This window comes from Micromonospora sp. WMMD714 (genome assembly GCF_029581315.1).
GTDB lineage: Bacteria > Actinomycetota > Actinomycetes > Mycobacteriales > Micromonosporaceae > Micromonospora > Micromonospora rifamycinica.
Genome location: NZ_CP120744.1, coordinates 2,925,250 through 2,951,921, shown reverse-complemented (window position 1 = coordinate 2,951,921; position 26,672 = coordinate 2,925,250). Strand labels below are relative to the sequence as shown.

Genomic DNA, 26,672 nt, shown 5'->3' with positions numbered 1-26,672 from the left:
GCGAACCATCGAAGCCTAGCCAGCCGGGCGGGTCGCCGCCACACTCACCGGGTCGGCTATCCGACCACTGAGGACAGCTCGGATCCCCGGGCGTCGGCCGCGTCGTGGGTCGGCGGCCCCCCGTGCGTCCACGGTGTCTCCTCGGCGGTGGGGAACGTCCCGGCCGGCAGGAACGCCTCCGACAGGGTGGTCAGGCAGAGCTGCTCCCCCACCTGCGGCACGCTGCCCGGCGGCGCGGTCAGCCCCCGACCCATCCCGCCCGACAGCTCCAGCACCACCTCGGTCCGGCCGTCCGCCGCCGGGGTCACGAATACCACCCTGGCCTTCTGGCCCGGCCGCGCCGTCGACCAGAGGGTCGCCCCGACCGGCATCCGGACCGGGTCGCCGGTCACCACCTGGATCCTCGGCCGCAGCACCGGCCGCTTCCCGCTGTCGTCCACCCGCCCCGGGTCGGCCAGCGTCACCTCCCCGACGAAGGCCTCCCCGGTCAGCCGGTGCTCGGCCATCACCAGCGGGTCGTCGTAGGCGCGCTGCACCAGGTAGGCGCTCGCCGCGCGCTCCAGCCGGTGCAGCCGGACCGCCGCCGCCACCGCGCCGTCGTGCCGGGGCTGCGGCCCGCCGTCGGCGTCGAGGTGCTCGGCGTAGCCGGTGAAGGCGTCCCGGTCGCCGGCCCAGCGGCCCGCCACCCGCGCCCCGGGCGGCAGCGCGCCGAGCAGGCCCAGGCCGCGCCACATCAGCTCCCAGGTGGGCGCGAGCTGCCCGCGCAGCAACCGCACCAGCTCCGCGTACGCCTCGTCGCGTGCGACCGGGTCGTCGGCGGCGGCGGCCCAGCCGGCCATCGCCGGGGCGAGCAGCACGTTGTCGAACTCCGGGTCGGTGGCCGGGCCGGCCGGCGGGCACACCTGCGGGTCCTCGGCGAGCGCGGCGGCCTGCGCACCGGTCCGGCCGGCCGGCGGGTCGATCCAGCCCAGCAGCGCCGGCAGGTGCAGGTCCTCCACCGCGCTCTGCCCGGTCGCCCAGTGCAGGGTGAGCGCGTCGGTCATCGCCAGCAGCGCCGACGAGCCGGGCTGCTCGGCCCGTTCGGCGAAGAAGGTCAGCCAGCGGCCGAGCAGCGGCACGACCGGGTGCACCGGATGGTCGCCGTCCGGGCGGCGGAACCGGGTGGACCGGCCGAGCAGCCGCAGGAAGGTGATTCCGGCCGGGTTCGGCACCCAGAGCTGCGGGGCGTCCACGTACCGGTACCGCACGTCGCGGCCCCGGTCCACGGCCACCGCCTCGGCGACACCCCGGAAGCCGTCCAGCCAGGGCAGCACGATCGCGGCCAGCTCGGTGACGAACCGGAACCGCTGGTCCCGGTTGCGGGGCTGCGGCACGACCAGCAGCCGGGCGTCGTCGGGGGCGGTGCCCACCAGCGCGGCGAGCGGGGCGTGCGCCTCACCGGCCATCGCCAGCGGCACCAGCACCAGCGGGCGTTCCGCCAGGTGCAGGTGCCGGACGGTGGCGACCGGCTGGGCCACCCCGGCGGCGACGGCCTGGGCCTTCGCCAGCGCCCGCAGCGTACTCATGCGGGGTCGCCGGCGAGGGCGTCGGCGCGCAGCCGGGCGGCGGCCCGCAGCAGCGCGGCGGCCTCCTCCCGCTCCGGGTCGGCGGCCCGCTCGCCGGTCGCCAGGGCCAGCACCTCGGACACCTCGGCGATGCCACCGAGGGCCTCGCGCACCGGTCGGCCCAGCGCGCCGGTCTGCCCGCGCGCCTCGTCCCGGCAGAAGTACGCCAGCTCACAGCCGGCCAGGCAGTCCGGCGCGTAGCGGGCCGGCACGGTCCGCAGCGCGGCGGTCAGCGTCGCCGGATCGGCCGCCGGGTCGGCGGTGAAGTCGGCCGGCACGGCGGCGAGCAGGTCGTCCAGCCGGGCCATCCGGTCCAGCTGGCGGCGCAGCACCAGCAGCTGCTTGCGGACGTCGATCAGGCTGGCCACCGGCCGGTTGGCGAAGTCCTGCGGGCAGACCAGCACCACGTCGTGCGACACCGACTCCGGATCCCGCCCTCCGGCGGCGAGCAGCTCGCGCAGGGCCAGCACGTAGACGGCCGACTGGATGGCGGCGGCGGACACCTTCGCCGGGTCGGCCTGCCCGTCGATCACCGGGAACGACTTGATCTCCACGACGTGGAACCGGCCACCGAGCCGGGCGGCGACCAGGTCCGGTTCCAGGTGCACCCGCTGACCCGCGACGTCCAGCCCGAGCAGCGGATGGTCGAACAGCGCGGCGTCCGGCCCGGTGGCGGTCAGCGCGGCCCGGGACCGTTCCCGCCGGTCCGGCAGGTCGTCCGCCCCGCCCAGGTCCGTCCAGCTCGCCCGCTGCGGCACCGGTACGCCCAACCGCTGCGCGACCAGCCGCAACAGCTCCGCCCCACCGTCCGCCTTGACCTGCGCCTCGAACGCGTTGCCCCGGGTGATGGCGAACCGGGACTGACCGAACCGGGCCGGGAAGCCGACCCGCCCGGCGAGCGCGGTCTTGTCCACCCCGGCGCCGTCCAGCACCGCCCGCCGGGCGCAGCCGGGGTTGCCGGTGAGCGCGGCGAGCGTCCGGGCGTTGTGTCGTTTCGGGGGCGCGTCGCCCCGGATCGCGGCCAGCCGTTGCGCGGTGCTCGTCACGACAGGCCACGATAGCCGCCCCCGCCGACCCTGCCCCGCCCGACGACCCCCGCGCCGGCCCGGGGCGGCGCCGGATTCCGCGGCCGGCGGAGCGGAGCCCGGGTGGTGCAGCGGCGGCGCCGGGTTCAGCGGCCGGCGGAGCGGTTCCAGGGCGAACGGGGCGAGTGGGCACCGGCGGACGGCCGGCGACGACGGCGCGACCGGCGACGGCCCGGGGTGCAGAGCGGACGGGTGCCGGTCGGCGCCGGCCCGGCCGGCGGCCCGCCGATCAGCCAGCACAGGAAGCGGGCCACGGTCAGCCGACCGGGAGGCGACGGGCCTCGTCGGCGCTGACGGGGTACTCGGTGCCGCAGAACGAGCACTGCTGCGCGTACCGCGTCCGGACCGGGATCAGCGGGACGAAGAACAGGGTGAACTTCGTGACCCGGCGGCTGATCACCTGTGCGGCCCGGTTGCCGCAGTGCCGGCAGACGGCGGTCACCACCCCCGCCCGGATGACCCGGGTGCGGAGTCCGAAGATGAAGAGCATCCTCCGGCAGTACCCAGCCCGGCGGCCGGGGAACCACCGGACGACGATGTCCACGCCCGGGGCGGCACCGGGACGGGCACCGCCCCGGCGGGTGCCACCGCTGCCGCCCCGGTGCGGCCGGTCAGGGCGTCCAGTCCGGGCGCAGCGGGTAGCCGTTGCCACCCGCCGGCCCGTTCCGGGTCGCCAGCACCTGGTGCAGCTGGATGCCGTTGCGCTCGAAGGCCAACCGCGACCCGGCCATGTAGAGGCCCCAGACCCGGGCCGTGCCCAGGCCCACCTCGTCGACGCAGAAGTCCCAGTTCGCCACGAGGTTGCGGCACCAGGCGGCCAGCGTCAGCGCGTAGTGCTGCCGCAGGTTCTCCTCGTGGTGCACCTCGAACCCGGCGTCGTGCACCTCGCCGATCAGGCGGCCCGGCCCGGCCAGCTCGCCGTCGGGAAAGACGTACCGGTCGATGAACGCGCCCGACCGGTGCGGGGCGCGGTTGTCGGCCCGGGTGATGCAGTGGTTGAGCAGCCGGCCACCGGGACGCAGCCGGTCCCGCAGGGCGCGGAAGTACGCCGGGTAGTTGCGCACCCCGATGTGCTCGGTCAACCCGATCGAGGAGACCGCGTCGAACTGCTCCCGGGGGGCGTCGCGGTAGTCGAGGTGGCGCACCTCGGCCAGCCCGGTCAGGCCCTCCCGTTCGATGGCCGCCCGCGCCCACTGCGCCTGCGCCCGGGACAGGGTCACCCCGATCGCCCGTACGCCGTACTCGCGGGCCGCGTGCCGGACCATCCCGCCCCAGCCGCAGCCGACGTCCAGCAGGCGCATCCCCGGCTGGAGCGCCAGCTTGCCGGCCACCAGGTCGTACTTGGCCGCCTGGGCCTGCTCCAGGGTGTCGGTCGGGCTGCGGTACACCGCGCAGGTGTACGTCATCGAGTCGCCGAGCACCTTTTCGTAGAAGGCGTTCGACACGTCGTAGTGGTGCGAGATGGCGGTGCTGTCCCGGCCCCGGGAGTGCCGCAGCCCGCCCATCACCCGCCGCCAGCGGGGCAGCGCCTCCTGCGGTGGGGCCGGCGGGGGCCGTAGCCGCTCCCAGCCCAGCCCGCGGGCCAGGGCCAGCGCCTCGGCCACCGGGGGAATCCGCAACCGCAGGTCGGACAGGACGCTCAGGGCCTCGTACGGGTCGCCGGGGTGCACCCCGCCCAGCTCCAGGTCACCGCTGACGTACGCCCGCACCATGCCCAGGTCACCCGGGGCGGTGAGCAGGTAGGACAGCCCCCGCTCGGAGCGGACGTCGAGGGTGATCCCGGCGTCGGCCGGGCCGATCGCGCTGCCGTCGTAACCGGTGACGCGGACCGGCAGGTCCCCCGTGGTGACCGCGCGGACGACGTCGGCGACGGTCGGACCGGGCCGACCTCCCGCCGGTGGGCTGGCCGGGGCGCCCGCCGCCCCGTGTTCTCGGTCGGTCAGGCTCATCTTCGTGCAACCGCCTTCTCGTAGAGTCCGGTGAGCCGGTGGTCCGGGTCGTAGCGGTCCTTGACGGCACGCCAGGTCTCCCCGCCGTAGAGCCGGTCGAAGGCCGCCCGGTCGTAGTACGCGTCGGAGTAGAGCGACTTGTGCCCGCCCAGCTCCGACACCGCCCGCTCGATCGAGCGGTTCACGTCGCCGTCGGCGGCACCCGCCGCGATCGGCACACTGCCCCAGAATCCGATGTTGACGTACGTCCGGCCGGGGTGCAGCGGGTAGAGCGGCCAGGCCCGGGCCGAGCCGGGGCCGGCGGGCTCCCGCAGCCGTAGCGGGCAGAGCCACACCGGGGTCATCCCCACCTCGCGGTCGAACCAGCGCAGGAACTCGGCAGTGGCGTCCAGCGGGATCTCGACGTCCTGGACGACCCGTTCCCGGGCCGGTCGGCCCCGCCACCGGTCCACCCGGGCCGCCACCTGGTAGCGGTGCTCCAGCCGGACCAGCCGGTGGTAGACGTCGCTGCGCCGCCAGCGGGCCGGCCAGAGCCGACGCACCACCGGGTGCTGCACCCCGAACGCGGCCGAGCACCAGAACCAGTCGGTGTCCCACCGCCACAGGTAGTCGTGACCGCTCAGGGTGTCCCGCACCCGGCGGCGCAACGAGCGGTAGTAGACGTCCTGGCCGGTGTAGTCGCTGAGCCGCTCCGGCTCGTCGGTGAAGGAGCCGAGCACCAGGTAGGACTCGCCGGGGCTGAACACCACGCCGTCCATCGCGTCGACCGGGCGGCCCTCCCACTCGCCCTTGGCGACCACGTCGGCGATCGCGTCGGTCAGCTCCGCCAGCCGGCTGAACCGGACGTTGCGCAGGGCCACCGCCCGACCCACCGGCTGGAGTTCGATGCGCAGCCGGGTGGCGTACCCCAGGCTGCCCAGCGAGTTGGGGAAGGCGGCGAACAGGTCGGCGTGCGGCCCGTCCGGACGGGCGGTGACCACCTCCCCGGCACCGGTGAGGACGTCCAGCTCGACGACCGACTCGTGCGGCAGCCCGTTGCGGAACGACGTCGACTCGATGCCCAGCCCGGTGACCGCGCCCCCCAGGGTGATCGTCCGCAGCTGCGGCACCACCAGGGGCATCAGCCCGTGCGGGAGGGTCGCGTCGACCAGGTCCTCATAGGTGCACATGCCCTGCACGTCGGCGGTACGGGCGACCGGGTCGACCGACAGGACGCCGTCCAGCCCGCTCACGTCGAGCCCGGGGGTGCCGGTGGCCGACCGGGGTCGGAACAGGTTGGAGGTACGTTTGGCCAACCGTACGGGGTGCCCGGGAGGCACGGCGGCGTACGACCGCCGCAACGTGTCCACCGCCAGCTCATGATCACGCTGTGCGCGCATGAGATCACCTTACGCGCGAAGCGGCGTTCCGGGGGGACACCCCGCACCGACCGTCCATCGGGGCGGCCGGTCGTCGACCGGGTCACCAGGCGGTGGGCCGACTGGCCGTCGACCCCGTCGGTGGGTCACCATTCCGCCATGGCCGTCCCCGATCCCCACCGCGACCCGTCCGGCACCGTGTACGGCGGTCGGCCGGCTGCCCGGCCCGCACCGCCCCGGGATCCGCTGATGCGGTTCGCGCTGGTCACCGGGCTGGCGGGCGTACTGCTGGGGGTGTTCTTCGCCACCGGCGTGCTGGGCGGCGGCGACGGCGACGGGCAGCCGGTGGTGCCCGCCGCCGCACCGACCCCCGGCACGACGACCGAGGCGGTGCCGGCCACCGGCCCGTCGCCCAGCCCGACCCCGTCGCCCACCCCCACCCCCAGCCCGTCGCCGACCACCCCGGCCCCGGTCTCCGGGCCGATCGTGCTGCGCGCGGTCACCTCCGGCCTCTGCCTCGGCACCGACGGCGGCGGCGAGACGGCCACCGCCGAGCTGGCCGTCTGCACCGGTGGGCCGGAACAGCGGTGGGTCGCCAACCCGGTCGCCCCGGACCTCGTGACGCTCACCAACGCCGGCCACGGGCAGTGCCTCGACGTCGAGGGCGGCAGCCGGGACGACGGCGCACGGCTCCAGCAGTTCGGCTGCCACGGACAGGCCAACCAGCAGTGGCGGCTGGCCCCGGTCGGCACCGGGCCGGTCCTGCTGGTCGGCGTCGGGTCCGGCCGGTGTGCACAGGTCCGCGACGGCGGCACCGCGCCCGGCGACGACCTGGTGCAGGCCACCTGCACCGCCGCCGCCGGCCAGCAGTGGACCCTCGGCTGACCGGCCGGTCGGCGGTGGACCCTCGGCTGACCGGCCGGCGGGGTAGGTCGGCATGCGGTTCCCCTTCCACCGGTCAGCCCCGGTAGCTCCAGGCGCCGGTGTGCCCGGCGGGCACCGGCACCGGCAGCGACGGTGGTGGCACCGACCGGCGTCCGCGTCGCAGCAGCAGCGACAGCACCCCGGCCCCGATCGAGAGCACCCCGGCCGCGTACCAGGCCGGCGCGTAGTCGCCGAGCCGGTCGCGGACCAGGCCGGCGCCGGTCGCCGCGGCAGCCGCCCCGAACTGGTGCGCGGCGAAGACCCAGCCGAAGACCACCGCCGCCGACTCGCCGAAGTACTCCCGGCACAGGGCCACCGTCGGCGGCACGGTCGCCACCCAGTCCAGCCCGTAGAAGACGACGAAGACCAGCATGCTGGGCCCGGTGCCGCCGGTGAACAGGGCGGGCAGCAGCAACAGCGACAGCCCGCGCAGCCCGTAGTAGCCGGCGAGCAGCAACCGGCTGTCCATCCGATCGGTGAGCCAGCCCGAGGCGACGACCCCGACGATGTCGAAGAGCCCGACCAGGGCGAGCAGGCCCGCCGCCGTGGTCTGCGGCATGCCGTGGTCGTGCGCGGCCGGCACGAAGTGGGTGCCGACCAGGCCGTTGGTGGTCGCCCCGCAGATCGCGAAGCCGCCCGCGAGCAGCCAGAACGGGCGGGTCCGGGCGGCGGCGGCGAACGCGGCCACCGCCCGCGCGGCGGCGCCGCCGGTCGAGGGCGGCCGGGGCGTCACCTCGGTCGCGCCGTAGGCGGGCAGGCCGAGGTCCGCCGGGTGTTCCCGCAACCACCAGGCCACCAGGGGTACGACCGCCAGGGCGGCCCCGGCCACCACCAGTGCCGCCGTCCGCCAGCCGTGGTCGCGGACCAGCACCGCGAGCAGCGGCAGGAAGACCAGCTGGCCGGCGGTCCCACCGGCGGTGAGCACCCCGGTGACCAGCCCACGGCGGCGGACGAACCAGCGCCCGGTGACGGTGGCGACGAAGGCCAGCGCCATCGAGCCGGTGCCCAGCCCGACCAGCACGCCCCAGCAGAGGATCAGCTGCCAGCTCGCGGTCATGAAGACGGTCAGCCCGCTGCCCAGGGCCACCAGCACCAACGCGCCGGCCACCACCCGGCGGATGCCGAACCTGTCCATCAGCGCGGCGGCGAACGGCGCGGTCAGCCCGTAGAGCAGCAGGTTGACCGAGACGGCGGCGGAGATGGTGGCCAGCGGCCAGCGGAACTCGGCGTGCAGCGGGTGCAGCAGCACCGACGGGGTGGCGCGGAAGCCGGCCGCGCCGACCAGCGCGACGAAGGCGACGGCGGCCACGGTCCAGGCCGGGTGGAGACGGGCTCGGGTCATGCTCCGAGTCTCGGCGGCGGCCCGACCCGGTGGTGAGTGGCCGGAAAGCCATCGTACGCAATAATCGGGCCATGACCCTCGTGCCGCACCGGATCGGCGTGCTCGCTCTCGACGGGGTGGTCGGCCTCGACCTGGGCACCCCGGCGCAGGTCTTCGGGGCGGCCCGCGACGCCGACCGGCGACCGCTCTACACCGTCGACACCTGCACCCCCGGCGGCCGGCCGGTGCGCAGCTCCGCCGGCTTCCGGGTCCTCCCCGACCACGGGCTCGACCTGCTGGCCACCGTCGACACGGTGGTGCTGCCCGGCCTGCACGGCAGCGCCCCGATGACCGACGGCACGATCGACCCGGCGGTGACCGTGGCGCTGCGGGCCGCCCACCGGCGGGGCGCGCGGATCATGTCGATCTGCACCGGCGCGTTCGCGCTCGCCGCCGCCGGGCTGCTCGACGGGCTGCCGGCGACCACCCACTGGGCGTACGCGGACCACTTCCGCCGGCTCCACCCGACCGTCGACCTCGACCCGGACGTGCTCTTCATCGACGCCGGCCGGGTGCTCACCTCGGCCGGCGTCGCCGCCGGGATCGACCTCTGCCTGCACGTCGTGCGCAGCGACCACGGCAGCGCGGTGGCCAACCGGGCGGCCCGACGGTGCGTGGTGCCGCCGTGGCGCGACGGCGGCCAGGCCCAGTACATCGAACGACCGGTGCCCCGCACCCCGGCCAGCGGCACCTCAACCACCCGGGAGTGGGCCCGGCAACGACTGCACGAGCCGGTCACCCTGCGGGAACTCGCCGCCCACGCCCGGATGAGCGTCCGCACCTTCACCCGGCACTTCCGCTCGGAGACCGGGCTGAGCCCGGCGCAGTGGCTGCTCCAGCAGCGCACCGACCACGCCCGGCTGCTCCTGGAGACCACCGACCTGAGCGTCGAGCAGGTGGCCCGGCGGGCCGGCTTCGGCACCACCGCCGCACTGCGCCAGCGGCTGCACACCCGGATCGGGGTCTCCCCGTCGGCCTACCGCCGGACCTTCCGCCGCGCAGGCTCCGGCACCCGGCCCGACGGCTCACCACCCGTCCCGGCCCCGGGCTCAGGCGGGTTGCGGCTGGTCGCGGAGCATCCGTAGCTGCGCCAGGTGCCGGGGCAGGTGCACCCGGGCGTGCAGGTCGAGCGTGCGCGACCAGGGCAGCGGTTCGTCGACGACCAGTTCGAAACCCTCCCGCAGGTGCGTCTCGACCGGGGTGTCGGCGGCCGGGCCGAGCCGGTCCACCAGCGCGCAGAGCCGCCCGCTGGTGGCCCGCAGCACGGTGGTCAGGCCGGGCAGGCCGCCGCACTCGGCGACCAGGGCGTCCAGCTCCGGCCGGTGGACGCCGGCCAGGTCGTAGAAGGCGAACGGCGCACCGGCCAGCACCGCCTCGGACACCTCGCTCATCAGCCCGTCGTTGGCGACCAGGTGCGCCACGATCCGCGCCGCGTCCCACCCGCCCGGCCCGGCCGCCCCGAAGCCGCCCGCCTCCACCTCGGCGAGCACACTCCGGTACGCCGCTCGCAGCCCCGCGCTCTCCACCCGTCCAGTCAACCCCGCGACACCCCTTCGGGCGGGGGGTTGTGCGGGCCGGGTCACCCGGACGGGCAGCCCGGCCCGGCACCGGCACGGCCGGCATCGACGCCCGCCACCGGCCCGGCCGGCGTCGACGCCCGGCACCGGCCCGGCCGGCGTCAACGCCCGGCGGCGCCCCGGGAACGGAGGTAGTCGGAGACCACGTACTCGCCCAGGTCACCGAGGTCGGGGGTGAACAACCGGCCCCGGGCACGGCGGGCCACCGCGTCCATGAAGCGCCGCAGGTCGGGATCCTCACCCAGCAGGAAGAGGTTGAGGGTGACCCCGGCACGGGCCAGCCGGTCCACCTCGCGGACGGTGGCCCGGACCGTCTCCGGCAGCGGCGGCCACTGGAAGTACGCCTCGCCGTCGTCCGGGTCGAGGTGCGCGGTCGGCTCGCCGTCGGTGACCACCAGCACCACCGGCTCCGCCCCCGGATGGCGGCGCAGGTGCCGACCGGCCAGCCGCAGCGCGTGCTGGAGGTTGGTGCCCTGCCGCATGTCCGGCTCCGCCGCCGCCAGCTGCTGCTGCGTCAACGGCATCGCCTCCAGGCCGAAGCCGACGATCTGCAACGCGTCCTGCGGGAACCGGGTCGCCATCAGATGCGACAGGGCCAGCGCCGTCTGTTTCATCGGCCCCCACCGCCCCTGCGACACCATCGAGTACGACAGGTCCACGCAGAGCGCCACCGCCGCCGACGCCCGCCGTTCCGTCTCCACCACCTCGAAGTCCTCGACGGCGAGTTGCAGCGGCACGGTGGGACCGGCCCGGCGGACCGCCCGGGTGAGCGTGCGTACCACGTCCAGCGGCTGCTCGTCGCCGTACTCCCACTGCCGGGAGGCCCCGCTGACCTCGCCGGCCGCCCCGGCCGTCCGCAGGTCGTGCTGGCCGCGCGGGCCGGCGGTGAGGTCGGCGAAGACCCGGCGCAGCGCGGTGCCCGCCAGCCGGCGCAGCGCCTTCGGGCTGAGCGTCAGCCCCTCGGCGTCCCGGCCCACCCAGCCCTGCCGACGCAGCTCCCGCTCCAGCTCCCGCAACCGGGTTACGTCGTCGGCGGCGTCGCGGCCCAGCGTCCGGGCCACCGCGTCGACGTCCACGTCGTCCAGGGTGGCCCCGGGGTGCTCCTGGTCGAGGGAGTCGAGCAGGTCGTCCAGCTCGGCGATCTCGTCCAGCGCCCCGGCCGCCTCGCCGTAGCCGAGCGGCCGGTCGCCCCGGACCCGCTCGCCCCGCTGCCAGTCCAGGTCGGGGCGCAACGCGCGCAGCTGGGCGTCGAGCGCGGACAGCTCACCGGCGAGCCGGTCACCGAGCGACTGCCGCATCAGCCCGGCCAGCTCCTCGCGCTGCCGGTCCGACAGCGACCGCATCAGACGTTGGCCGGCGGCCGACCGGCGGGCCAACACGTCGACCAGCTCGTCGACGTCGCGCGGCTGCTCCGGGAAGAACTCGCCGTGCCGCCGCATGAACTCGGCGAACGCGTCGGTGGTGTCCTCGTGCCGGGCGTGCCGGGCCAGCAGGTCGTTGAGGTCGTGCATCATCTCGGCGAGCTGCGCCTGCACGGCCGGATCCCCGGCGGCCCGCGCGGCGTCGCGCAGCCCGGCGAACCGCTGCTCCAGCACCTCCCCGCGCAGCCCGTCGAGAATCCGCTGGTACGCCTGCCGGGCCTCGTCGCTGGTCCACCGGTACCCGGACAGCTCCTGCACCGCGCGGGCGGTGGACCGGGGCAGGTTGTCCAGCACCGTCTCGGCGAACCGGGCGTCGTCGTCGGTACGCCCGCGCAGCGCGTCCCGCTCCGCGGCGAGGGCCTGGTCGAGCAGCGCCCGGGACCGGGTCACCGCGCCGTCCAGGTCACCCCGGCGCAGCGCCTCCCGGCGCAGCCGACGGGCGCGGGCGGCCAGCTCGTCCAGGCCGCCCCGGCCCTGCGGGCCACGGCGCAGCAGGTCGCGTAGCGCCTCCCGGAGGCTGCCCCCGGCCAGCACCTCCGCGCCGACGGCGTCCACCGCGGCCCGCACGTCGTACGGCGGGGCGAGCGGGTCGGGGCCGCCCTGCCACTGGCCGTACCGGAACCGGTTGCCGGCCATGCTCAGCTCCGACCGCCGTAGACGGTACGACCGGACTCGGTGACGTCCTTGCCGAGCCGGCGGGTCAGGTGCAGCCCCTCCAGCACGAACTCGACACCGGCGGCGGCCTGCTCCGGGGTGGGCGCGTCGCCCAGCCCCAACCGGTCCAGCGCCTTGGCCAGCCCCGGCACGGTGCCGACCTGGCGCAGCAGCTCCGCCGAGGAGACCAGCTCCCCGGTCTCGATCACCGCCCCCTCGCCGACCAGGGCGGTGAAGCCGGAGAGGTCCAACCCGGCCAGCCGGGACCGGAACGTCTCGGCGGTCGCGGTCCGCAGCAGGTGGCCCAGGATCTCGGTCTCCCGCCCCTCCTCGCCGCTCTCGAACTCGACCTTGCCGCGCAGCGTCGAGGTCACCGACACCGCGTCACCGACCCGGGCGACCGGCGACTCCTCGCGTACCGTGCTGTCACCGGCAGCGGACGCGGAGCCGGGCGGTGCGGCCCGGGAGCCGGCGGGACCGGCGAGCAGGCCGGCGCGGCGCAGCGCGGCAGCCGCGACCGTCTCGGCGGCGGCGATGGCGAACCGGGCGGAGACGCCGGAGCGCGGGTCCACCGACGGCGACTCGCGCACCGCGCGGGCGAACCGGGCCAGCACCTCCAGCACGTGCTCCGGCACCTCGGCGACCAGGTCGGCCTCCTGCCGGATCAGGGCCAGCTCCAGGTCCAGGTCGACCGGGTAGTGGGTCCGCACCTCCGCACCGAAGCGGTCCTTGAGCGGGGTGATGATCCGGCCCCGGTTGGTGTAGTCCTCCGGGTTGGCGCTGGCCACCAGGAAGAGGTCCAGCGGCAGCCGGAGCTGGTAGCCGCGGACCTGGATGTCCCGCTCCTCCAGCACGTTGAGCAGCGCCACCTGGATCCGCTCGGCCAGGTCGGGCAGCTCGTTGACGGCGAAGATCCCCCGGTTGGTCCGGGGCACCAACCCGAAGTGGATGGTCTCCGGGTCGCCGAGGGTACGACCCTGGGCGAGCCGGATCGGGTCGACGTCACCGATCAGGTCACCGACGCTGGTGTCCGGGGTGGCGAGCTTCTCGCCGTACCGCATCGAGCGGTGCAGCCAGGCGATCGGCAGGTCGTCGCCGGCCTCGGCGACCAGCGCGCGGGAGGCAGGGGTGAGCGGGTGCAGCGGGTGCTCGTTGAGCACCGAGCCGGGGAGCACCGGGGTCCACTCGTCGAGCAGCGCCACCAGCGAACGGATCAGTCGGGTCTTGCCCTGGCCGCGCTCGCCGAGCAGCACCATGTCGTGGCCGGCGAGCAGCGCCCGCTCGACCTCGGGCAGCACGCTGTCGTCGTAGCCGACGATGCCGGGGAAACGGTCCCCACCGGAGCGCATCCGGGCGAGGAGGTTGTGGCGGAGTTCCTGCTTGACGGTCTGGTACCGGTGGCCGGCGGCGCGCAGCGCGCCGAGGGTGCCCGGCAGGTCGGCGGGCGGGACCGGGAGAGCCTGGTTGGGCGCAGTCACCCGTCCCACGCTAGCGCGGTCCCGCGTCCGCCGCCGCCGTCACCGGGACCGTCCCTGCGGCCGCCGGTCTCCCGGGCCGCCGGCCGGGCGGCGTCACCGGGGCCGCAGATCGCCCGACGGGACGGACCACCCGGGCGCGACCAGGGTGAACGTCCCGTCGGCGGGCGGGGCTAGGGTCGACGGCGTGACCTACCTCGCCGCGGACGACCGCTACGACCAGATGACCTACCGCCGCAGCGGGCGCAGTGGCCTGCGCCTGCCGGCGATCTCCCTCGGGCTGTGGCACAACTTCGGGCCGGACCGCCCGTTCGCCCGGCAGCGGGACATCGTCCGACGCGCGTTCGACCTCGGTGTCACCCACTTCGACCTGGCCAACAACTACGGCCCGCCACCCGGCGCGGCGGAGGAGGCGTTCGGCCGGCTGCTCGCCACCGACCTGAAGCCGTACCGGGACGAGTTGGTGGTGTCCAGCAAGGCCGGCTACCTGATGTGGCCCGGCCCGTACGGCGAGTGGGGATCCCGCAAGAACCTGATCTCGTCGCTGGACCAGTCGCTGCGGCGGATGGGCCTGGACTACGTGGACGTCTTCTACTCGCACCGCTTCGACCCGGACACCCCGCTGGAGGAGACGATGGGCGCGCTGGACGCCATCGTCCGGTCCGGCCGGGCGCTCTACGTCGGCGTCTCCAACTACGACGCGGAGCAGACCAGGCGGGCCGCCGCCATCCTGCGTGACCTGGGCACCCCGCTGCTGATCAACCAGCCGTCGTACTCGATGTTCAACCGGTGGACCGAGGCCGACGGGCTGCTCGACACGCTGGCCGAGGTCGGGGCGGGCTGCATCGCGTACAGTCCGCTGGCCCAGGGGCTGCTCACCGACCGCTACCTCGGCGGCATCCCCGCGGACTCCCGGGCCCGCACCAGCGTCTTCCTCGACGAGACCGACGTGACCGACGAGAAGCTGGCCACCGTCCGGGGCCTCGCCGGGCTGGCCGAGCGGCGCGGGCAGACGCTCGCCCAGCTCGCCCTCTGCTGGGCGCTGAGGGATCCGCGGATGACCAGCCTGATCATCGGGGCGAGCAGCGTCGCCCAGCTGGAGGGCAACGTCGCCGCCCTGTCCCACCCCGACCTGACCCCCGACGAACTGGCCGAGATCGACCGCCTCCTCAGCTGACCGCCCCCGAGCCAGGCCGAGCCGGGCCGAGCCGGGTCGGCGCGCGTGGGCTGAAGTAGCGGTGTCCGCGCGTGCGGATACCGCTACTTCGGCGCGGTTGTGTGGATCATGCGGCCGGTCAACCGGCGGTGGCTCACCAGATGCGGCGGCGGCCGGCGCGGTGGTTGCGGACGCCGCAGGGGCGGCCGGGCGGGACCGGGGCCGGGCGGCGCAGCCGGGTCGCCACCAGCGCCACCACCAGCACGGTCAGCACCACCGCCGCGCCCACCACCAGCCGTAGGTCGCCGCCCCCGACCCGGGTCACGGACGCCACCGGCACGCCGGCCTCCTCCCCCGCGCCGACCGACCCGCCGACGTCCGAGGCGGCGTCGGCGGAGTCAGCCGGGGCCGGATCGGCACCGGTCGTCGCGGCACCACCCGGCACGGGCGACGACGTGGCCGCGGCGGCGTCGGCCGGGCTGGCCGCGAGCACCCCGGCCGCTGGCCGGAACAGCACGTCGGAGCAGGAGTAGTAGGTGTCCGGGGTGTCGGAGTTCTGCCACACCGTGTAGATCAGGTGCCGGCCGGTCAGCCCCGCGGGCAGCCGCCCCGGGATCTGGTACGACCCGTCCCGCAGTGGCGGGTCGGTCACCGACAGGAACGGGATGGTGTCGAGGTCGGCCCAGCGCAGCCGGGTCTGCGGGTCGTACCCCGGGCGGGTGGTGTAGAGCCGGAAGGTGCCCTTGTGCGGGATGGTGCCCCGGTAGCGGAAGACGTACTTCGCGCCGGCGGTCAGCTCGGTCGCCGGCCAGTCCGCCCGGGCCAGGTCCAACCCCCGGTAGGCGGAGAGCCCACCGCTGCACAGCTCGCCGTCCGGGATGCGCTCCCGGTCCCGGCCCGCGACGCCGTACACCCGGATGTTGTCCCACTCGCGCAGCGCCGCACCCGCCGACACCGCCGCCCGGCAGGCCGGCGTCGAGACGTGCGGCCCCTGCGGGCCGCAGGCCGCCGAACGGCTCAGCGGGCTGGTGGGTGCGCCGTGCGCGGCGGCGGGAGCCGCGTCGAGCAGCACGGTCACCGCCACGACCGCGAGGGCGGCGAGCGTTCGGCGTACGGTCATCTGGTCCTCCCGCCCTTGGTACGGACGCGGGCCGGCAAAGGTTCGACGTTTCGACGCGCCGTGCCGGTGACGGGGCCGCGACGAGGACCGGTTCGCTCTACAGTGACCGCACTTCCCGTAGCAAGGAGCACACCGTGTCCGAGCCGGAGCCGACGTCAGACTCCCCCGGCGGCAGCCCGACGCCGCCCGGATCGCCGTATCTGTTGGCCCTGCCCGCGCTGGAGGGGATGCCACCGGCGATCAGGTGGCCCGGTCAGGAGGGTGCGCCGGGGTGGGCCATCCCGGTCCAGGTGCCGGACGGCACCCTCGGGTACGCCCTCTTCCTGCCCCTGGTGCCGGCGACCACCGACGCCCCGGCGGGCGACCGAGACCGCACCGACGCCCCGGCGGGCGACCGAGACCGCACCGACGCCCCGGCGGGCGACCGAGACCGCACCGACGCCCCGGCGGGCGACCGAGACGAGCCGGAGCCCGCCGCTGCCGCTGCCACGCCGACAGCGGCGCTCTCCCCGTCCAGGGCACCCGCGCAGCCGGCCCCCGCCACCGCGCCGACCCGGCCGGAACCCGCCACCGTGCCCTCGCAGCCCGGCCCCGCCACCGCCACCGTGCCCACGCAGCCCGGCCCCACCGCCGCCACCGCGCCCACGCAGCCCGGTCCCGCCACCGCGGACCCTGCCGCGCCGACCGCGCGCAGCGACGGAGGTCCGGCCGCGGCGGCCGGTGACGCGCCGGCCGGCGGGGTTTCCGCACCGGCCGGGCCGGTACCCGCCGAACCACCGGCGACGACAGCCGGCCAGGGGGCCGCCGCCAGCTCCGGCCAGGGGGTGACCGTTCCGGCACCGCGCGCCGGGGCCGCCGCAGCGGCCGGTGGACGGCCGGTCCCGCACTGGGGCGGGTCACCGACGCCCTGGATCCCGCAGCCGCCACCGCCGTCGTTCCTCAGCACCCGGTGGCCCGGTCCCCGACCCGGCAGCGGATGGGCGGTGCCGGCGGCGGTGCTCGCCGGTGCGCTGGGGGTGGCGTTCTTCGTCCCGCTGAGCCGCACCGGCATCGGCTGGTTCCTCGGCTGGCTGATCCTCACCGCCGGGGTGGTCGCCGCCGTCCGGAAGAGCACCGGGGCACTGACCCGCACCGACCGCCTGATCCGGGGCGGCTGGGCGGTGGCCGCGCTGGCGCTGCTGGCCGTGCTGGCCTTCCGCAACGCCTGGTGGCTGGTGACCTTCTGCGTGTTCGGGGCGCTGGGCTGCGCGACACTGGCCATCGTGGGCGGCCGGCAGGTCCGTTCGATCCTGTTCAGCCTGGTCGCGGCGCCGTTCGCGGCGCTACGCGGGCTGCCCTGGGTACGCCGGCACGTCACCGCGACCGGCACCGGCCAGGTGCTGCGTCGGGTCGTCGGCTCGGTGGTCGCCACGGTGCTGGTGCTGCTCGTCTTCGGGCTGCTGCTCTCCTCCGCCGACGCCGCCTTCAACGAGGTGCTCGGTGCGGTCGTACCCGAGATCAACGTTCCCACGGTGGTCCGCTGGCTGTTCCTGGCCGCCGTGGGTGGGCTGATCGCGGTCGCCGCCGTCTACACCCTGGCCGCCCCGCCGGACCTGTCCACCGTCGACCGGGAGGGCCGCCGCCGGTGGGGGACGCTGGAGTGGTTCCCGGCCATCGCGGCGCTGACCCTGCTCTTCGTCGGCTTCGTCGCGGTGCAGTTCACCGTGCTCTTCGGCGGTCAGCGGCACGTCCTGCGCACCGCCGGCCTGAGCTACGCCGAGTACGCCCGCAGCGGGTTCTGGCAACTGACCGTGGTGACCCTGCTGACCGTGGCGGTACTGGGTGGGGTGAGCCAATGGGCCCGGCGGGAGACCCGGGTCGAACGGATCCTGCTGCGGGTCCTGCTCGGGCTGCTCAGCGCACTCAGCGTGGTGATCGTGGTGTCGGCGCTGTCCCGGATGTACACGTACCAGAAGGTCTACAGCTTCACCGGGGAGCGGATCTTCGTGATGGCCTTCGAGCTGCTGCTCGGCGCGGTCTTCCTGATGATCCTGGCGGCGGGCGTGCGGTGGCGGGGGCGCTGGATCCCCGGCGCGACCGTCGGCCTGGCCGTGGTGATGCTGCTCAGCCTGGCCGTGCTCAACCCCGAGGACTACGCGGCCCGCCGCAACGTCGCCCGGTACGAGCAGACCGGCAAGATCGACGCCTGGTACCTGCGGGCGCTCTCCGCCGACGCCACCCCGGCCCTGGCCAAGCTGCCGGACCGGGTCCGCCGCTGCACGCTGAGCTGGATCGACGACGACCTCGCCGAGCCGGATCCGTGGTACGCCTGGAACCTCGGCCGTACCCGGGCCCGTGCCGAGCTGGACCGGCTGGGTCCACGCGCCATCGGCGGGCAGAAGGACTGCAAGGCCGCCGACCAGTTCGACCTGCCGAAGACCAGCCGCACCCCGCGCTGACCATCCCGGCCGCTCGTCGACCCGTCCGATTACCCGCCGGGTTACCGTCGAGGGCGCATTTCCCCTGGTAGGACAGTATTCGATCAACCAGAAAACAGCTGTCAACGGAAACCTCGGAGAAACCGGGGCTGGTTAGCGTTCGCGACCGTCGAACGCTCAACTCGCTCCGAGGAGACTCCTTTGACGGTACGAACATCGAGGAGCACGCGCGTGCTCCTCTCGGTGATCGTCGCGGTGACGGCCCCGGTGGCCCTGGCGGGGCCGGCCACCGCGGCCCCACCCGCCGCGGTCGCGCCGCCCCCGGCGACCGCGACCGACCTGCCCGACCCGACGGCCCGCGGACCCTTCGGTCACCGGGCCGTCCAGGAGGCCAAGTTCGGCCTCGCCAGCATCCAGGAACCGAACTCCTCCGGCGCCGACCCGACGGCCGGGACCGCGCAGGCCCCGGAGCGGATCGAGATCCGGGGCCAGCTCCACACCCCGGACTTCACCCGGCGCAGTACGCCGTCGCCGGTGCTCGTGCTGGTGCACGGCAACCACGGCTCGTGCGACTCCGGTCAGGACACCGCCCAGCTCACCTGCGCCCAGTTCAAGCACAACGAGAACGGCTACGCCTACCTCGCGGAGAACCTCGCCACCTGGGGTTACACCACCTTCTCGGTGTCCCAGGACCAGCTGATGATGCGGCAGGACGGCAACAAGGGCAAGGGCATGCACAGCCGCCGGATGCTGATCGCCGCCACCCTGGACGCGCTCGGCGCGGCGAACCGCCCCGGCGGCCTGCCGGTCGACGAGCACACCACCGTCGGCACCACGCTCTCCGGTCGCCTGGACCTGACCCGGATCGGTCTGATGGGACACTCGCGCGGCGGTGACGCGGTGTCCAGCTTCATCGACTACAACCGCATCCGCACCGACGGGCCGCGCTACCCGCTGCGCGGGGTGATCTCGCTGGCCCCGGTGGACTACGAGCGCAAGGCCCCGTACGGGATGCCGTACCTGTCGATCCTGCCGATGTGCGACGGCGACGTCTCCAACCTCCAGGGCGCGCGGCTCTTCGAGCGCAGCCAGTACGTCAACCCGGGTGACCCGTTCCCCCGCATCCAGGTCGAGCATCTCGGCGCGATCCACAACTGGTACAACACCGTCTGGTACGCCGACGGCGGCGCGGACGGCCAGGCCAACAACGACGCGGCCTGCGGCAACTCGGCGCCGTTCGCGACCAACAACATCCACCCGCACAACCTGCGGCTCAGCGGCGCGGCCAGCTACACCGACCCGGCCCTGAACTACGCCATCGACAACTCCGACCCGCTGAACCCGGCCGTGAACACCAAGTTCTCCGGCGACCCGGCGCGGATGGGTGACCAGGAGAAGCTGGGGCTGGCGACGATGGCCGCGTTCTTCCGCCGCTACGTCGGCGGCGAGGGCGCGTTCCAGCCCTACCTGACCGGCGAGCTGGCGAACACCCCCGGCGGGTTGCAGGTCCCGGCGTCGGCCTGCCCGACCAGCCCGTCCGGCACGGCGATCGGATGCAACGAGCGGGTCAACACCAGCTACTTCGCCGCCCCGCAGGAGCGGGTGGACGTGATCCGGCCCGAGGTGAACAACCCGCTGACCCGTAACGCCCTCGGCGGCACGCTGACCGGCAGCGGCTTCGCCGACCCGTACGCGCAGGCCGCCGGGGTCACCCCGAAACCGGCGAGCACCCCCGGCGGCTACGACTGGTGCAACCCGGAGCCGCAGGACTTCGCCCCGGCACAGCTCGGGAAGACGGGGCTGCCGACCGCCGCCAAGCCCTGCCCGCTGCCGGCGGCGGGAGCGCTCGGTGGGCAGAACGGCACCCGGGAGAACAGCCCGGTCAACCACTCCTACGGCCGCCAGCTCACCCTCGCCTGGGAGCCGGGCTCGGCCGCGTCGCTGACCGCCGCGATCCCGGCCGCGTCCGGCGACGTACGGCACCTCAAGGCGTTGGCGCTCAGCGCCGCCGTCAACTTCTTCGACACCCGTAACCCGGGTGCCGACAACCGGGGCGACAACACCCGGGACACCACCGTCGACGGCACCCCGGCCAACCCGGTGTGGCCCAACGAGAAGCCCACGTCGTACGACCCGGCCTCGACGACCCAGCGGTTCCAGATCGCGCTGCGGGACGCCGCCGGTCACGAGGGGACCGTCGACGCCGGGGATCCCCGCTGGGGCAATGCCCTGCACATGTCGACCGGCACGAACACCCCGAACACCCACATCGTCCTGGACCAGATCCGGGTTCCGCTGGCCGAGTTCGCGGCGCAGGGCGTCGACGTCGGCGCGCTGGCGAAGCTGGAACTCCGGTTCGGGGTGGGTGACCTGCCGAAGTCCGGTTCGATCGAGCTGGCCGACGTACGCTTCCAGGAATCCGACGCGGGGGCGTCCCTGTTGTCCGACGGTGACCGGGCCGACGGCGCGGGTCACGGCCCGTCCGCCCTCGGCGGCCCCGACCCGGCGACCCACCTCGCCGGGTACGACAACTCCCCGGGCAATGTCGCGCTGGTCGACCCGGTGGCCAACCCGCAGGGCAACACCACCTGGACGGTCGACGACGACCGGAAGCAGTGCCCGACGGCCGACTTCACCTCCGTCCAGCGGGCCGTCGACTTCGCCTCGCCGTGGGACACCATCGTGGTGTGCGCGGGCGTCTACCAGGAGTCGTCGACGCCGGTGAACCATGCGTCCAACCCGGTGCAGACCGGGGCGCGCAACGGCCTGACCATCACCAAGCCGCTGAAGATCAAGGGGGCCGGTGCGGACAAGGTCACCATCAAGCCGGACCCGTCGCTGGGCGACCTGGCCGGCGACCAGCCGTACCTGCGTGACGGCGGCGGCAACGTGATCACCGTGTCCCGGCAGTCGCTCGGCTCGACCGACACCAACGAGATGTTCCTCGACCTCTCCGGCGTGACCGTGACCTCCGGTGACGTCTGGGCCGAGGCGGGCATCGCGTTCTTCGGCGCGGCCGGCCGGGTGGCGGACAGCGTCGTCGGCCCGCTGCGGGTGGCGACCACCGACGAGGAGTTGGCCGCCCACCCGCACGGCTGGGGCATCGTCAAGACCGGCATCATCCGGGGGGCGGGCACCGGCACCGTCGAGAGCGAGCTGACCGTCACCGGCAGCGTGGTCAGCGGCTACCAGTCCGGCGGCATCCTCTTCGACGGCGCGCGGGGCCGCGACGGCACCCCCGAGACCACCGTCCGCTCCGGCATCCGCCAGCACGGGTACGTGACCGACACCGTCGTCACCGGCGAACCGAACAGCCGGTTCCCACAGATCGGCATCGCCTACACCAGCGGGACGGACGGCTTCGTCAACACCAGCCGGATCACCGGGAACTACTACCGGCCCGCCCCGTCCCGGTCGTACGGCATCCTGCTGACCGACGCCGGCACCGAGACGGCCGGTGCGCTCACCGGCACCCGTAACGTGCTGACCGGCAACGGGTTCGCCGTCTACAACGCCAACGCCGACAACACCGCGGTACGCGAGGGCGCCCCGTTCGCGCTGACCGGCAGTTACCTGGGCGCCGGGCCACCGGTGCCGGGCGGCCCGGCGGTCCCGGACACCGGCGTCGAGGCGATCTCCGGCGTGGACGGCACCGGCAGCGCCACGGTAACCGTCACCAAGCGCCGGCCGACCCCGCCACCGGCGGTACCGACCACGGTGGGCCGGGTCGCCGACGCCGCCCCCTCCGCCGAGCTGGCCGACCCGGGACGCGGCACGGTCCTCCGGGTCGGGACGACGGTGCACCCGCTGATCCGGGGCACCGACGACTTCGCCATCGCCTCGACGAGCCTGTTCGTCAACGGCACCCTGGTCGGCACCAGCACCACCGCCCCCTACCTGTTCGACTGGACACCGGCGGCGAAGGACGCCGGCAGGCAGGTCAGGTTCCAGGCGATGGTGGTCGACTCGTCCGGGCAGTCGACGCTCTCCAAGCCGGTCGTCGGCACGGTCGATCCGGCGACCCCGGCTCCGACCGTACGGATCGACTCGGTCGAGACCAGCCCCACCTCGGGTACGGCCACGCTCACCGCGACGGTCAACACGGCCGGCACCCTCACCCTCACCGGTGACAAGGTGGTGGCGGTCAGCCGGCAGGTGGCGAAGGCGAACACCGTCACGGTGACCGTGACGGTTGCTCCCGCGTACCGGCAGACCCTGGTCAGGACGGGTCGACTCGACGTGACGCTCACCGTCGGTTTCGGCAACGCGGCCGGGCAGAGCCCGGGCGAGGTGGTGCAGGTGACCCTGACCAGGTCGTGACGAGCCGGCGCTGAGGGGAGGGGTCCTCCCGGACCCCTCCCCTCAGGACGCAACCGGAGTGTCGAGGTGCCGCTCCGTCGCCTGCGGCCCGGCCGGGACCTACCCGCCGTCGCGCTCCGGCGGCGACGGACGCAGGGCGTCGGCCAGCTCTGCGGCCACCTGCTCCGGCTCGGCCAGGCACCGCCACGCGGGCACCCGGCGCACGGGCGTGGAGCCACCGGTGACGTCGAGCCGGGCGAGCACCTTACGCAACCCCCGACCATCAGGATCGCCCGTCGGATCGTCGACCACGACAGCCAGCTCGACGTCCTCGCGCCGCACCACGATGTCGGCCGGCTGCCCGGCCACAGGGACGTCCCGCCGCACGGCGAGTCCCACCTGCCGGAGGGCACGGTGGAGTCGGTCCGCTGGCAGGGAGTCCGCGCCCGGCCGGACCTCGGTGGCCGAGTTGGCCGACGCCAGAGCCGTCAGCAGACCCCGCTGTCCCGACCACCACGACCGGTCACCCACCACGACGAGCTGGGACCGGGCCCGGGTGATCGCGACGTTCCACAGGTTGGTCTGGTGGACCAGCCAGCCCCGGGTCCGGTCCGCCACCCCGTGCGCCCCGACCGGCGACACCACCATGATGTCCCGTTCACTGCCCTGGAACTTGTGGATCGTCGCGCAGAGCAGGTTCTCGGTGAGGCCGGCGGCGCGCAGGGCCGCCGACAGCCGACGTTGGTGCGCGGCGAGCGGCGTGACCACCCCGATCGAGACATCCGGGTACGCCCTCCGCAGGTCCGTCACCTCGGCGACGACCGCGTCGATCTCGACCTGGTTGTACCCGGATCCGGTCGCCCCGGGGCTGAACCGGCCGGGCACGTCGCGCCACCGCACCGCGTGTTCGGCCGGGGCGGCCAGCCGCGCCGGATCGGTCAGCACGGTGAGCCGGCCCTGGTAGACCTCCCGGTTCGGCACGTCGACGATGTCCGGGTGGCACCGGTAGTGCTCGTCGAGCAGCTGCGTCGCCCCCGCAGCGGCGGCGAACGCGTCGTACGCGGAGTGGCCGGTGTAGGTCAACCGACGGGCGGTCAGCCAGCCGGTGCTCAGCTCGGCGCGGGCCCGCTCGGTGACGTCGTCCGCCTCGGGCAGGTCGACGACGGGCGCGAGCTGCCGCGGATCACCGATGATCAGGGCCCGCTTGGCGCGGTAGAGCATGGGAAGGATAGCGGGAATCGTGCACTGCGCCGCCTCGTCGATCACCACCAGGTCGTACAACGCGGGGCTCCGCTTGAGCCGCCGGGCGGACAGTGCGGTCACCGCCCAGCCGGGGAGCACCCGCAGCAGCTCCGGGAAGTAGGCCCAGCTGTCCGACTGCGGCCGGGCCATCTCGTCGGCCCGGCCCTGCAACAGCGTTGCCCCCGCCGCCACCCGACGGGCGATCTGCGCCCGCAGCAGGTCGACGCTGCGGGCGGGCCGTTCGGTGCCGATCAGGTCGACGAGCCGCCGCCAGGAGACCTCGGCGTCGGGCAGCGCGGCGAGCCGCCGCAGGCAGTCCCGCCAGCGCAGCTCGAACACCGCCCGCTCGGCGAGCTGCTCGACGCCATGCCGGTCGACCACCTGGTACGACCGCAGCCGCCACCGGTACCACCAGCCGAACCACCTGCTGGCAAGCGCCCGGTCGGTCAGGCCGACGAGGTGCGCCAGCGCGGTGTCGTCAACCGGCAACGGGACTGCGTCCACGCCCGGGGCGGCGCTCCCGCCACCCGGGTCGACAGCGCGCTCGGTGGCCAGGTCCGCCAGGTCGCGTTCGAGCAGCCGCCGCTCGTCCAACGTGGCGCGCAGGCTGGCAGCTTCCTCGGCCAGCATGCGCAACTCGTGCAACGGGGTCCGGTCGTCCGGCAGGGTGGGCCGCTCCGCCGCCGGATAGGCGGCCATGAGGTCGGCGAGGTGCTTCGGTTCCTGCTGACGGTGTTCCTGGTTGCCCGTGCGCATCAGCAGGCCGGGGCCGATCAGGTCGGTCACCCGGTCGAGCACCGAGTCGACGGCCTGGTTGCTGGTGGAGCCGATCAGCACACTCTGGCCGGCGGCGGTGGCGGTGGCCAGCAGGGCGGTGACGAGTTGGCTCTTGCCGGTGCCCGGCGGCCCCTGGGCCACGGTCAACGGCTGCGACATCGCCGCCTGGATGATCTCTTCCTGGGTCTCGTTCGCCGCGCTCATCGCCACCGTCACGACCGGCGTCGCGGGTGCCCCGTCCGGGCGGAGCGCCAGGGTACCCAGGGCGGTCCGCTCGATGAGCCTCGGATTCTTGATCATGCCGCGCAGGTCGTCGACGAGCTGCCGCTGCGGCGAGTCAGCGGCATCGACGGTGTAGAGGATCGCGGCGTTCTGCACCCCGTTGAGCGGTCCCGGCCGGATGGTGCCGCCGATCATCGCCGGATCCACCTCCGTCACCGGACGCAACCCGAACGTCTGCACGAGCACGTCGACGGTGGCGGCCAGCGAGGCAGGGTCGCCCGGCACGAAAGCCTGCTCGACGCGCTGCACCAACTCGTCGGCCTCCACCTCGGAGAGTTGGAGCAGGTCGACGAGGGCGGCGCTGGGGCGGGGTGGGAAGGAGGCGTGCAGGACGTCGTCCGCGCCGACGGTGACATCACAGACCAGGAGCGGAGCGAGCCGGGGTGGCCTCTGCCGGGCCGGCCGGACGACGACGACCGGATAGCCGTACTGCACCTCCCGGCCGTCGGCGCGGGCCCGGCCGGCGAGTCTGGCCGCCGTGCCGCCGAGCTGGACAGGGGTCTGCGAGGTGAAGACGGCCTCGCGTCCCGGAGGGGCCGCCACGTACGTCCCGGTGGCCTGCGGGTCGATGAACGACTGCAGCACGGTCGACCGCTGCATGCAGTTGACGTAGTAGGTGACCAGGCGACGCCACTGGTCCGCGTCGAACGGCGCCTCGTCGGCGGGGCTCGACGTGACGGCCGCGGCCTGCCGTGCCTCGGCGGCGGAACCCGGTGCGGCGACCAACCTGATCGGCTCGGTGACGCCCTCGCTCGACTCGACCGGGGTGTGCTGACGACGCCGGGCCATCTCGGTCAGTGCCCAGCGGGACAGGTCGTTGCTGGTGATCCAACCGTCGTCGGCAGGCCCCTCGGCCGCACCCCGCAGCCCGTCGAGGAGCACCTCGGTGAAGACCGACGGACGGTCCGGCCCCTGTGCCTTCGACGCCTTCAGGTGGGTGCTGGAGGTCAGGATGAAGGTGCCACGCTCCCGCTTGAGGCGGCGTGGCTCCTCGCGTACGCCGCCCTGGAAACGGTTGCGGGCGGTGAACGCGCCGGAGAAGCAGCAGTCGAGCAGCACCACCTTCTGACCGGCCTTAGTGCTGTTGAGCAGGTGCCGCAGCGTGCCGTCGGTGTCGAACCCGGTCGCGTGCAGCTGCCCGCTGACCGTGTCGGTCGCGGCCAGGAACAGCGACTGCCCGTCACCGTGCAGCACGCCGTGGCCGGAGTAGTAGAGCAGCGCCAGGTCGCCCCGGCTCCGCGCGCCGTAGAACTCCTCGACGATCTGCCGCAGGTGCGTCGCCGGCAGGTCCACTTCCGCGCGTACGGAGTCGAACTCCCCCGCGCCGTCCAGCAGCGCCTTGAGCTGCGCCACGTCCTGGCGTACCGAGGGCAGGGGGGCGAGTTCCCGGTCGGCGTGGCAGGTGGCCGTGCCGAGCAGCAGGGCGTGCCGGCCCATCAGGGGCGGGTCCGCTCGATCGCCGCCCGTACCGTGGCGACCAGTTCGTCGGTCTGGCCGTGGGTGGGCCGGTCGATGGTCAGCTCGATGTCGCCGACCCGCAGGTGCACCCGACGGCCGGTGTGCCGTTGCAGGAACGCCAGCACCACGTCGACCAGCGCCTGCACGTAACCGGGGTCGGTGCCGGCCAGCACGGTGACGACGCCGAGCGCCACCTCGGCGACACCCTTCGCCTCCGGATCGGTCGCCGGCCGCTCGACGCGCTCGACCTCACCGATCTCGCGGAGGTCGTCCGCGAGCTCCTCGGTCAGCTCCCCGAGGACGAACTCGTCGTCGTCGGCAAGGGGGGTGAAGTCGATCCGGATGCGGGCGTGGGACATCCAACCTCCTGGCTCAGCGGTGCTGACCAACCTACGGAAAACGGTCCGTCCCGGGCTGGGGTCTGTCGGTTAGCCGATCGAACCGACGATGCGGTGTCGCCTATGTGGATCATACGTACGTCCAACGTAGATTA

17 protein-coding genes are annotated in these 26,672 nt (G+C 74.6%); 5 read left to right on the top strand and 12 right to left on the bottom strand.

The features are described 5' to 3' along the window. Positions 1 to 56 precede the first annotated feature (56 nt). The 5 genes from O7625_RS13165 to O7625_RS13145 all read right to left on the bottom strand — a co-directional run bounded on the left by O7625_RS13165 (position 57) and on the right by O7625_RS13145 (position 6,017). Positions 57 to 1,565 (bottom strand): hypothetical protein, encoded by a 1,509-nt coding sequence (locus O7625_RS13165; RefSeq protein ID WP_282346164.1) that lies wholly within the window; start codon positions 1,563 to 1,565, stop codon positions 57 to 59. Further along, positions 1,562 to 2,650, bottom strand: coding sequence for a hypothetical protein (locus O7625_RS13160; protein WP_282346163.1), 1,089 nt, complete (start codon positions 2,648 to 2,650; stop codon positions 1,562 to 1,564). Before O7625_RS13160 ends, O7625_RS13165 begins: the two co-directional genes overlap by 4 nt. 295 nt (positions 2,651 to 2,945) lie before the next feature. Continuing rightward, entirely contained in the window at positions 2,946 to 3,179 is a 234-nt protein-coding gene (locus tag O7625_RS13155; protein WP_282346159.1) for a zinc-ribbon domain-containing protein, read from the bottom strand. 121 nt (positions 3,180 to 3,300) lie between these two features. Beyond that, complete coding sequence (locus O7625_RS13150) at positions 3,301 to 4,638, bottom strand: class I SAM-dependent methyltransferase (RefSeq protein WP_282346158.1); 1,338 nt, start codon at positions 4,636 to 4,638, stop codon at positions 3,301 to 3,303. Further along, a complete protein-coding gene (locus tag O7625_RS13145) occupies positions 4,635 to 6,017 on the bottom strand; it encodes an FAD-binding oxidoreductase (protein ID WP_282346156.1) in 1,383 nt (460 codons plus the stop codon). The genes O7625_RS13150 and O7625_RS13145 overlap by 4 nt, the downstream gene beginning before the upstream one ends. A gap of 138 nt (positions 6,018 to 6,155) precedes the next feature. Here O7625_RS13145 and O7625_RS13140 point away from each other — a divergent pair, with 138 nt between their 5' ends. Continuing rightward, entirely contained in the window at positions 6,156 to 6,881 is a 726-nt protein-coding gene (locus tag O7625_RS13140) for an RICIN domain-containing protein (RefSeq protein ID WP_282346154.1), read from the top strand. 73 nt (positions 6,882 to 6,954) lie between these two features. Here O7625_RS13140 and O7625_RS13135 read toward each other — a convergent pair whose 3' ends face one another. Continuing rightward, positions 6,955 to 8,262, bottom strand: a complete 1,308-nt coding sequence (locus O7625_RS13135; protein ID WP_282346152.1) for an MFS transporter — start codon at positions 8,260 to 8,262, stop codon at positions 6,955 to 6,957. A 71-nt stretch (positions 8,263 to 8,333) separates the two neighbouring features. Between O7625_RS13135 and O7625_RS13130 the strand changes: the two genes are divergently transcribed. Then, positions 8,334 to 9,386 (top strand): helix-turn-helix domain-containing protein, encoded by a 1,053-nt coding sequence (locus tag O7625_RS13130; protein WP_282346150.1) that lies wholly within the window; start codon positions 8,334 to 8,336, stop codon positions 9,384 to 9,386. Here the strand turns inward: O7625_RS13130 and O7625_RS13125 are convergent. The 3 genes from O7625_RS13125 to O7625_RS13115 form a co-directional block, all read right to left on the bottom strand. Beyond that, positions 9,351 to 9,827 carry a hypothetical protein gene (locus O7625_RS13125; RefSeq protein WP_282346930.1) on the bottom strand — a complete coding sequence of 159 codons (477 nt, stop codon included), beginning with the start codon at positions 9,825 to 9,827 and terminating at the stop codon, positions 9,351 to 9,353. The genes O7625_RS13130 and O7625_RS13125 overlap by 36 nt on opposite strands. 152 nt (positions 9,828 to 9,979) lie before the next feature. Continuing rightward, the gene (locus O7625_RS13120; RefSeq protein WP_282346148.1) at positions 9,980 to 11,935 is read right to left on the bottom strand and encodes a VWA domain-containing protein; all 1,956 of its coding nucleotides are present in this window, start codon (positions 11,933 to 11,935) and stop codon (positions 9,980 to 9,982) included. 2 nt (positions 11,936 to 11,937) lie between these two features. Beyond that, on the bottom strand, positions 11,938 to 13,440 hold the full coding sequence (locus O7625_RS13115; RefSeq protein WP_282346147.1) for a magnesium chelatase: 1,503 nt from the start codon (positions 13,438 to 13,440) through the stop codon (positions 11,938 to 11,940). 175 nt (positions 13,441 to 13,615) lie between these two features. Here O7625_RS13115 and mgrA point away from each other — a divergent pair, with 175 nt between their 5' ends. After that, positions 13,616 to 14,605 carry an L-glyceraldehyde 3-phosphate reductase gene (gene mgrA / locus O7625_RS13110; RefSeq protein ID WP_282346146.1) on the top strand — a complete coding sequence of 330 codons (990 nt, stop codon included), beginning with the start codon at positions 13,616 to 13,618 and terminating at the stop codon, positions 14,603 to 14,605. A gap of 133 nt (positions 14,606 to 14,738) precedes the next feature. Here mgrA and O7625_RS13105 read toward each other — a convergent pair whose 3' ends face one another. Next, positions 14,739 to 15,704, bottom strand: coding sequence for a lytic polysaccharide monooxygenase (locus O7625_RS13105; protein WP_282346145.1), 966 nt, complete (start codon positions 15,702 to 15,704; stop codon positions 14,739 to 14,741). Positions 15,705 to 15,838: 134 nt separating this feature from the next. Between O7625_RS13105 and O7625_RS13100 the strand changes: the two genes are divergently transcribed. Together O7625_RS13100 and O7625_RS13095 are read left to right on the top strand one after the other, a co-directional pair. Beyond that, positions 15,839 to 18,142: a DUF4173 domain-containing protein gene (locus O7625_RS13100; protein WP_282346144.1), complete on the top strand. Its 2,304-nt coding sequence runs from the start codon at positions 15,839 to 15,841 to the stop codon at positions 18,140 to 18,142. A gap of 210 nt (positions 18,143 to 18,352) precedes the next feature. Next, positions 18,353 to 22,441, top strand: coding sequence for an Ig-like domain-containing protein (locus O7625_RS13095; RefSeq protein ID WP_282346143.1), 4,089 nt, complete (start codon positions 18,353 to 18,355; stop codon positions 22,439 to 22,441). Between the two features lie 99 nt (positions 22,442 to 22,540). Here O7625_RS13095 and O7625_RS13090 read toward each other — a convergent pair whose 3' ends face one another. Beyond that, positions 22,541 to 26,158: an AAA domain-containing protein gene (locus tag O7625_RS13090; RefSeq protein ID WP_282346142.1), complete on the bottom strand. Its 3,618-nt coding sequence runs from the start codon at positions 26,156 to 26,158 to the stop codon at positions 22,541 to 22,543. Beyond that, positions 26,158 to 26,538, bottom strand: coding sequence for a hypothetical protein (locus O7625_RS13085; protein ID WP_282346141.1), 381 nt, complete (start codon positions 26,536 to 26,538; stop codon positions 26,158 to 26,160). The genes O7625_RS13090 and O7625_RS13085 overlap by 1 nt, the downstream gene beginning before the upstream one ends. Positions 26,539 to 26,672: the final 134 nt, after the last annotated feature.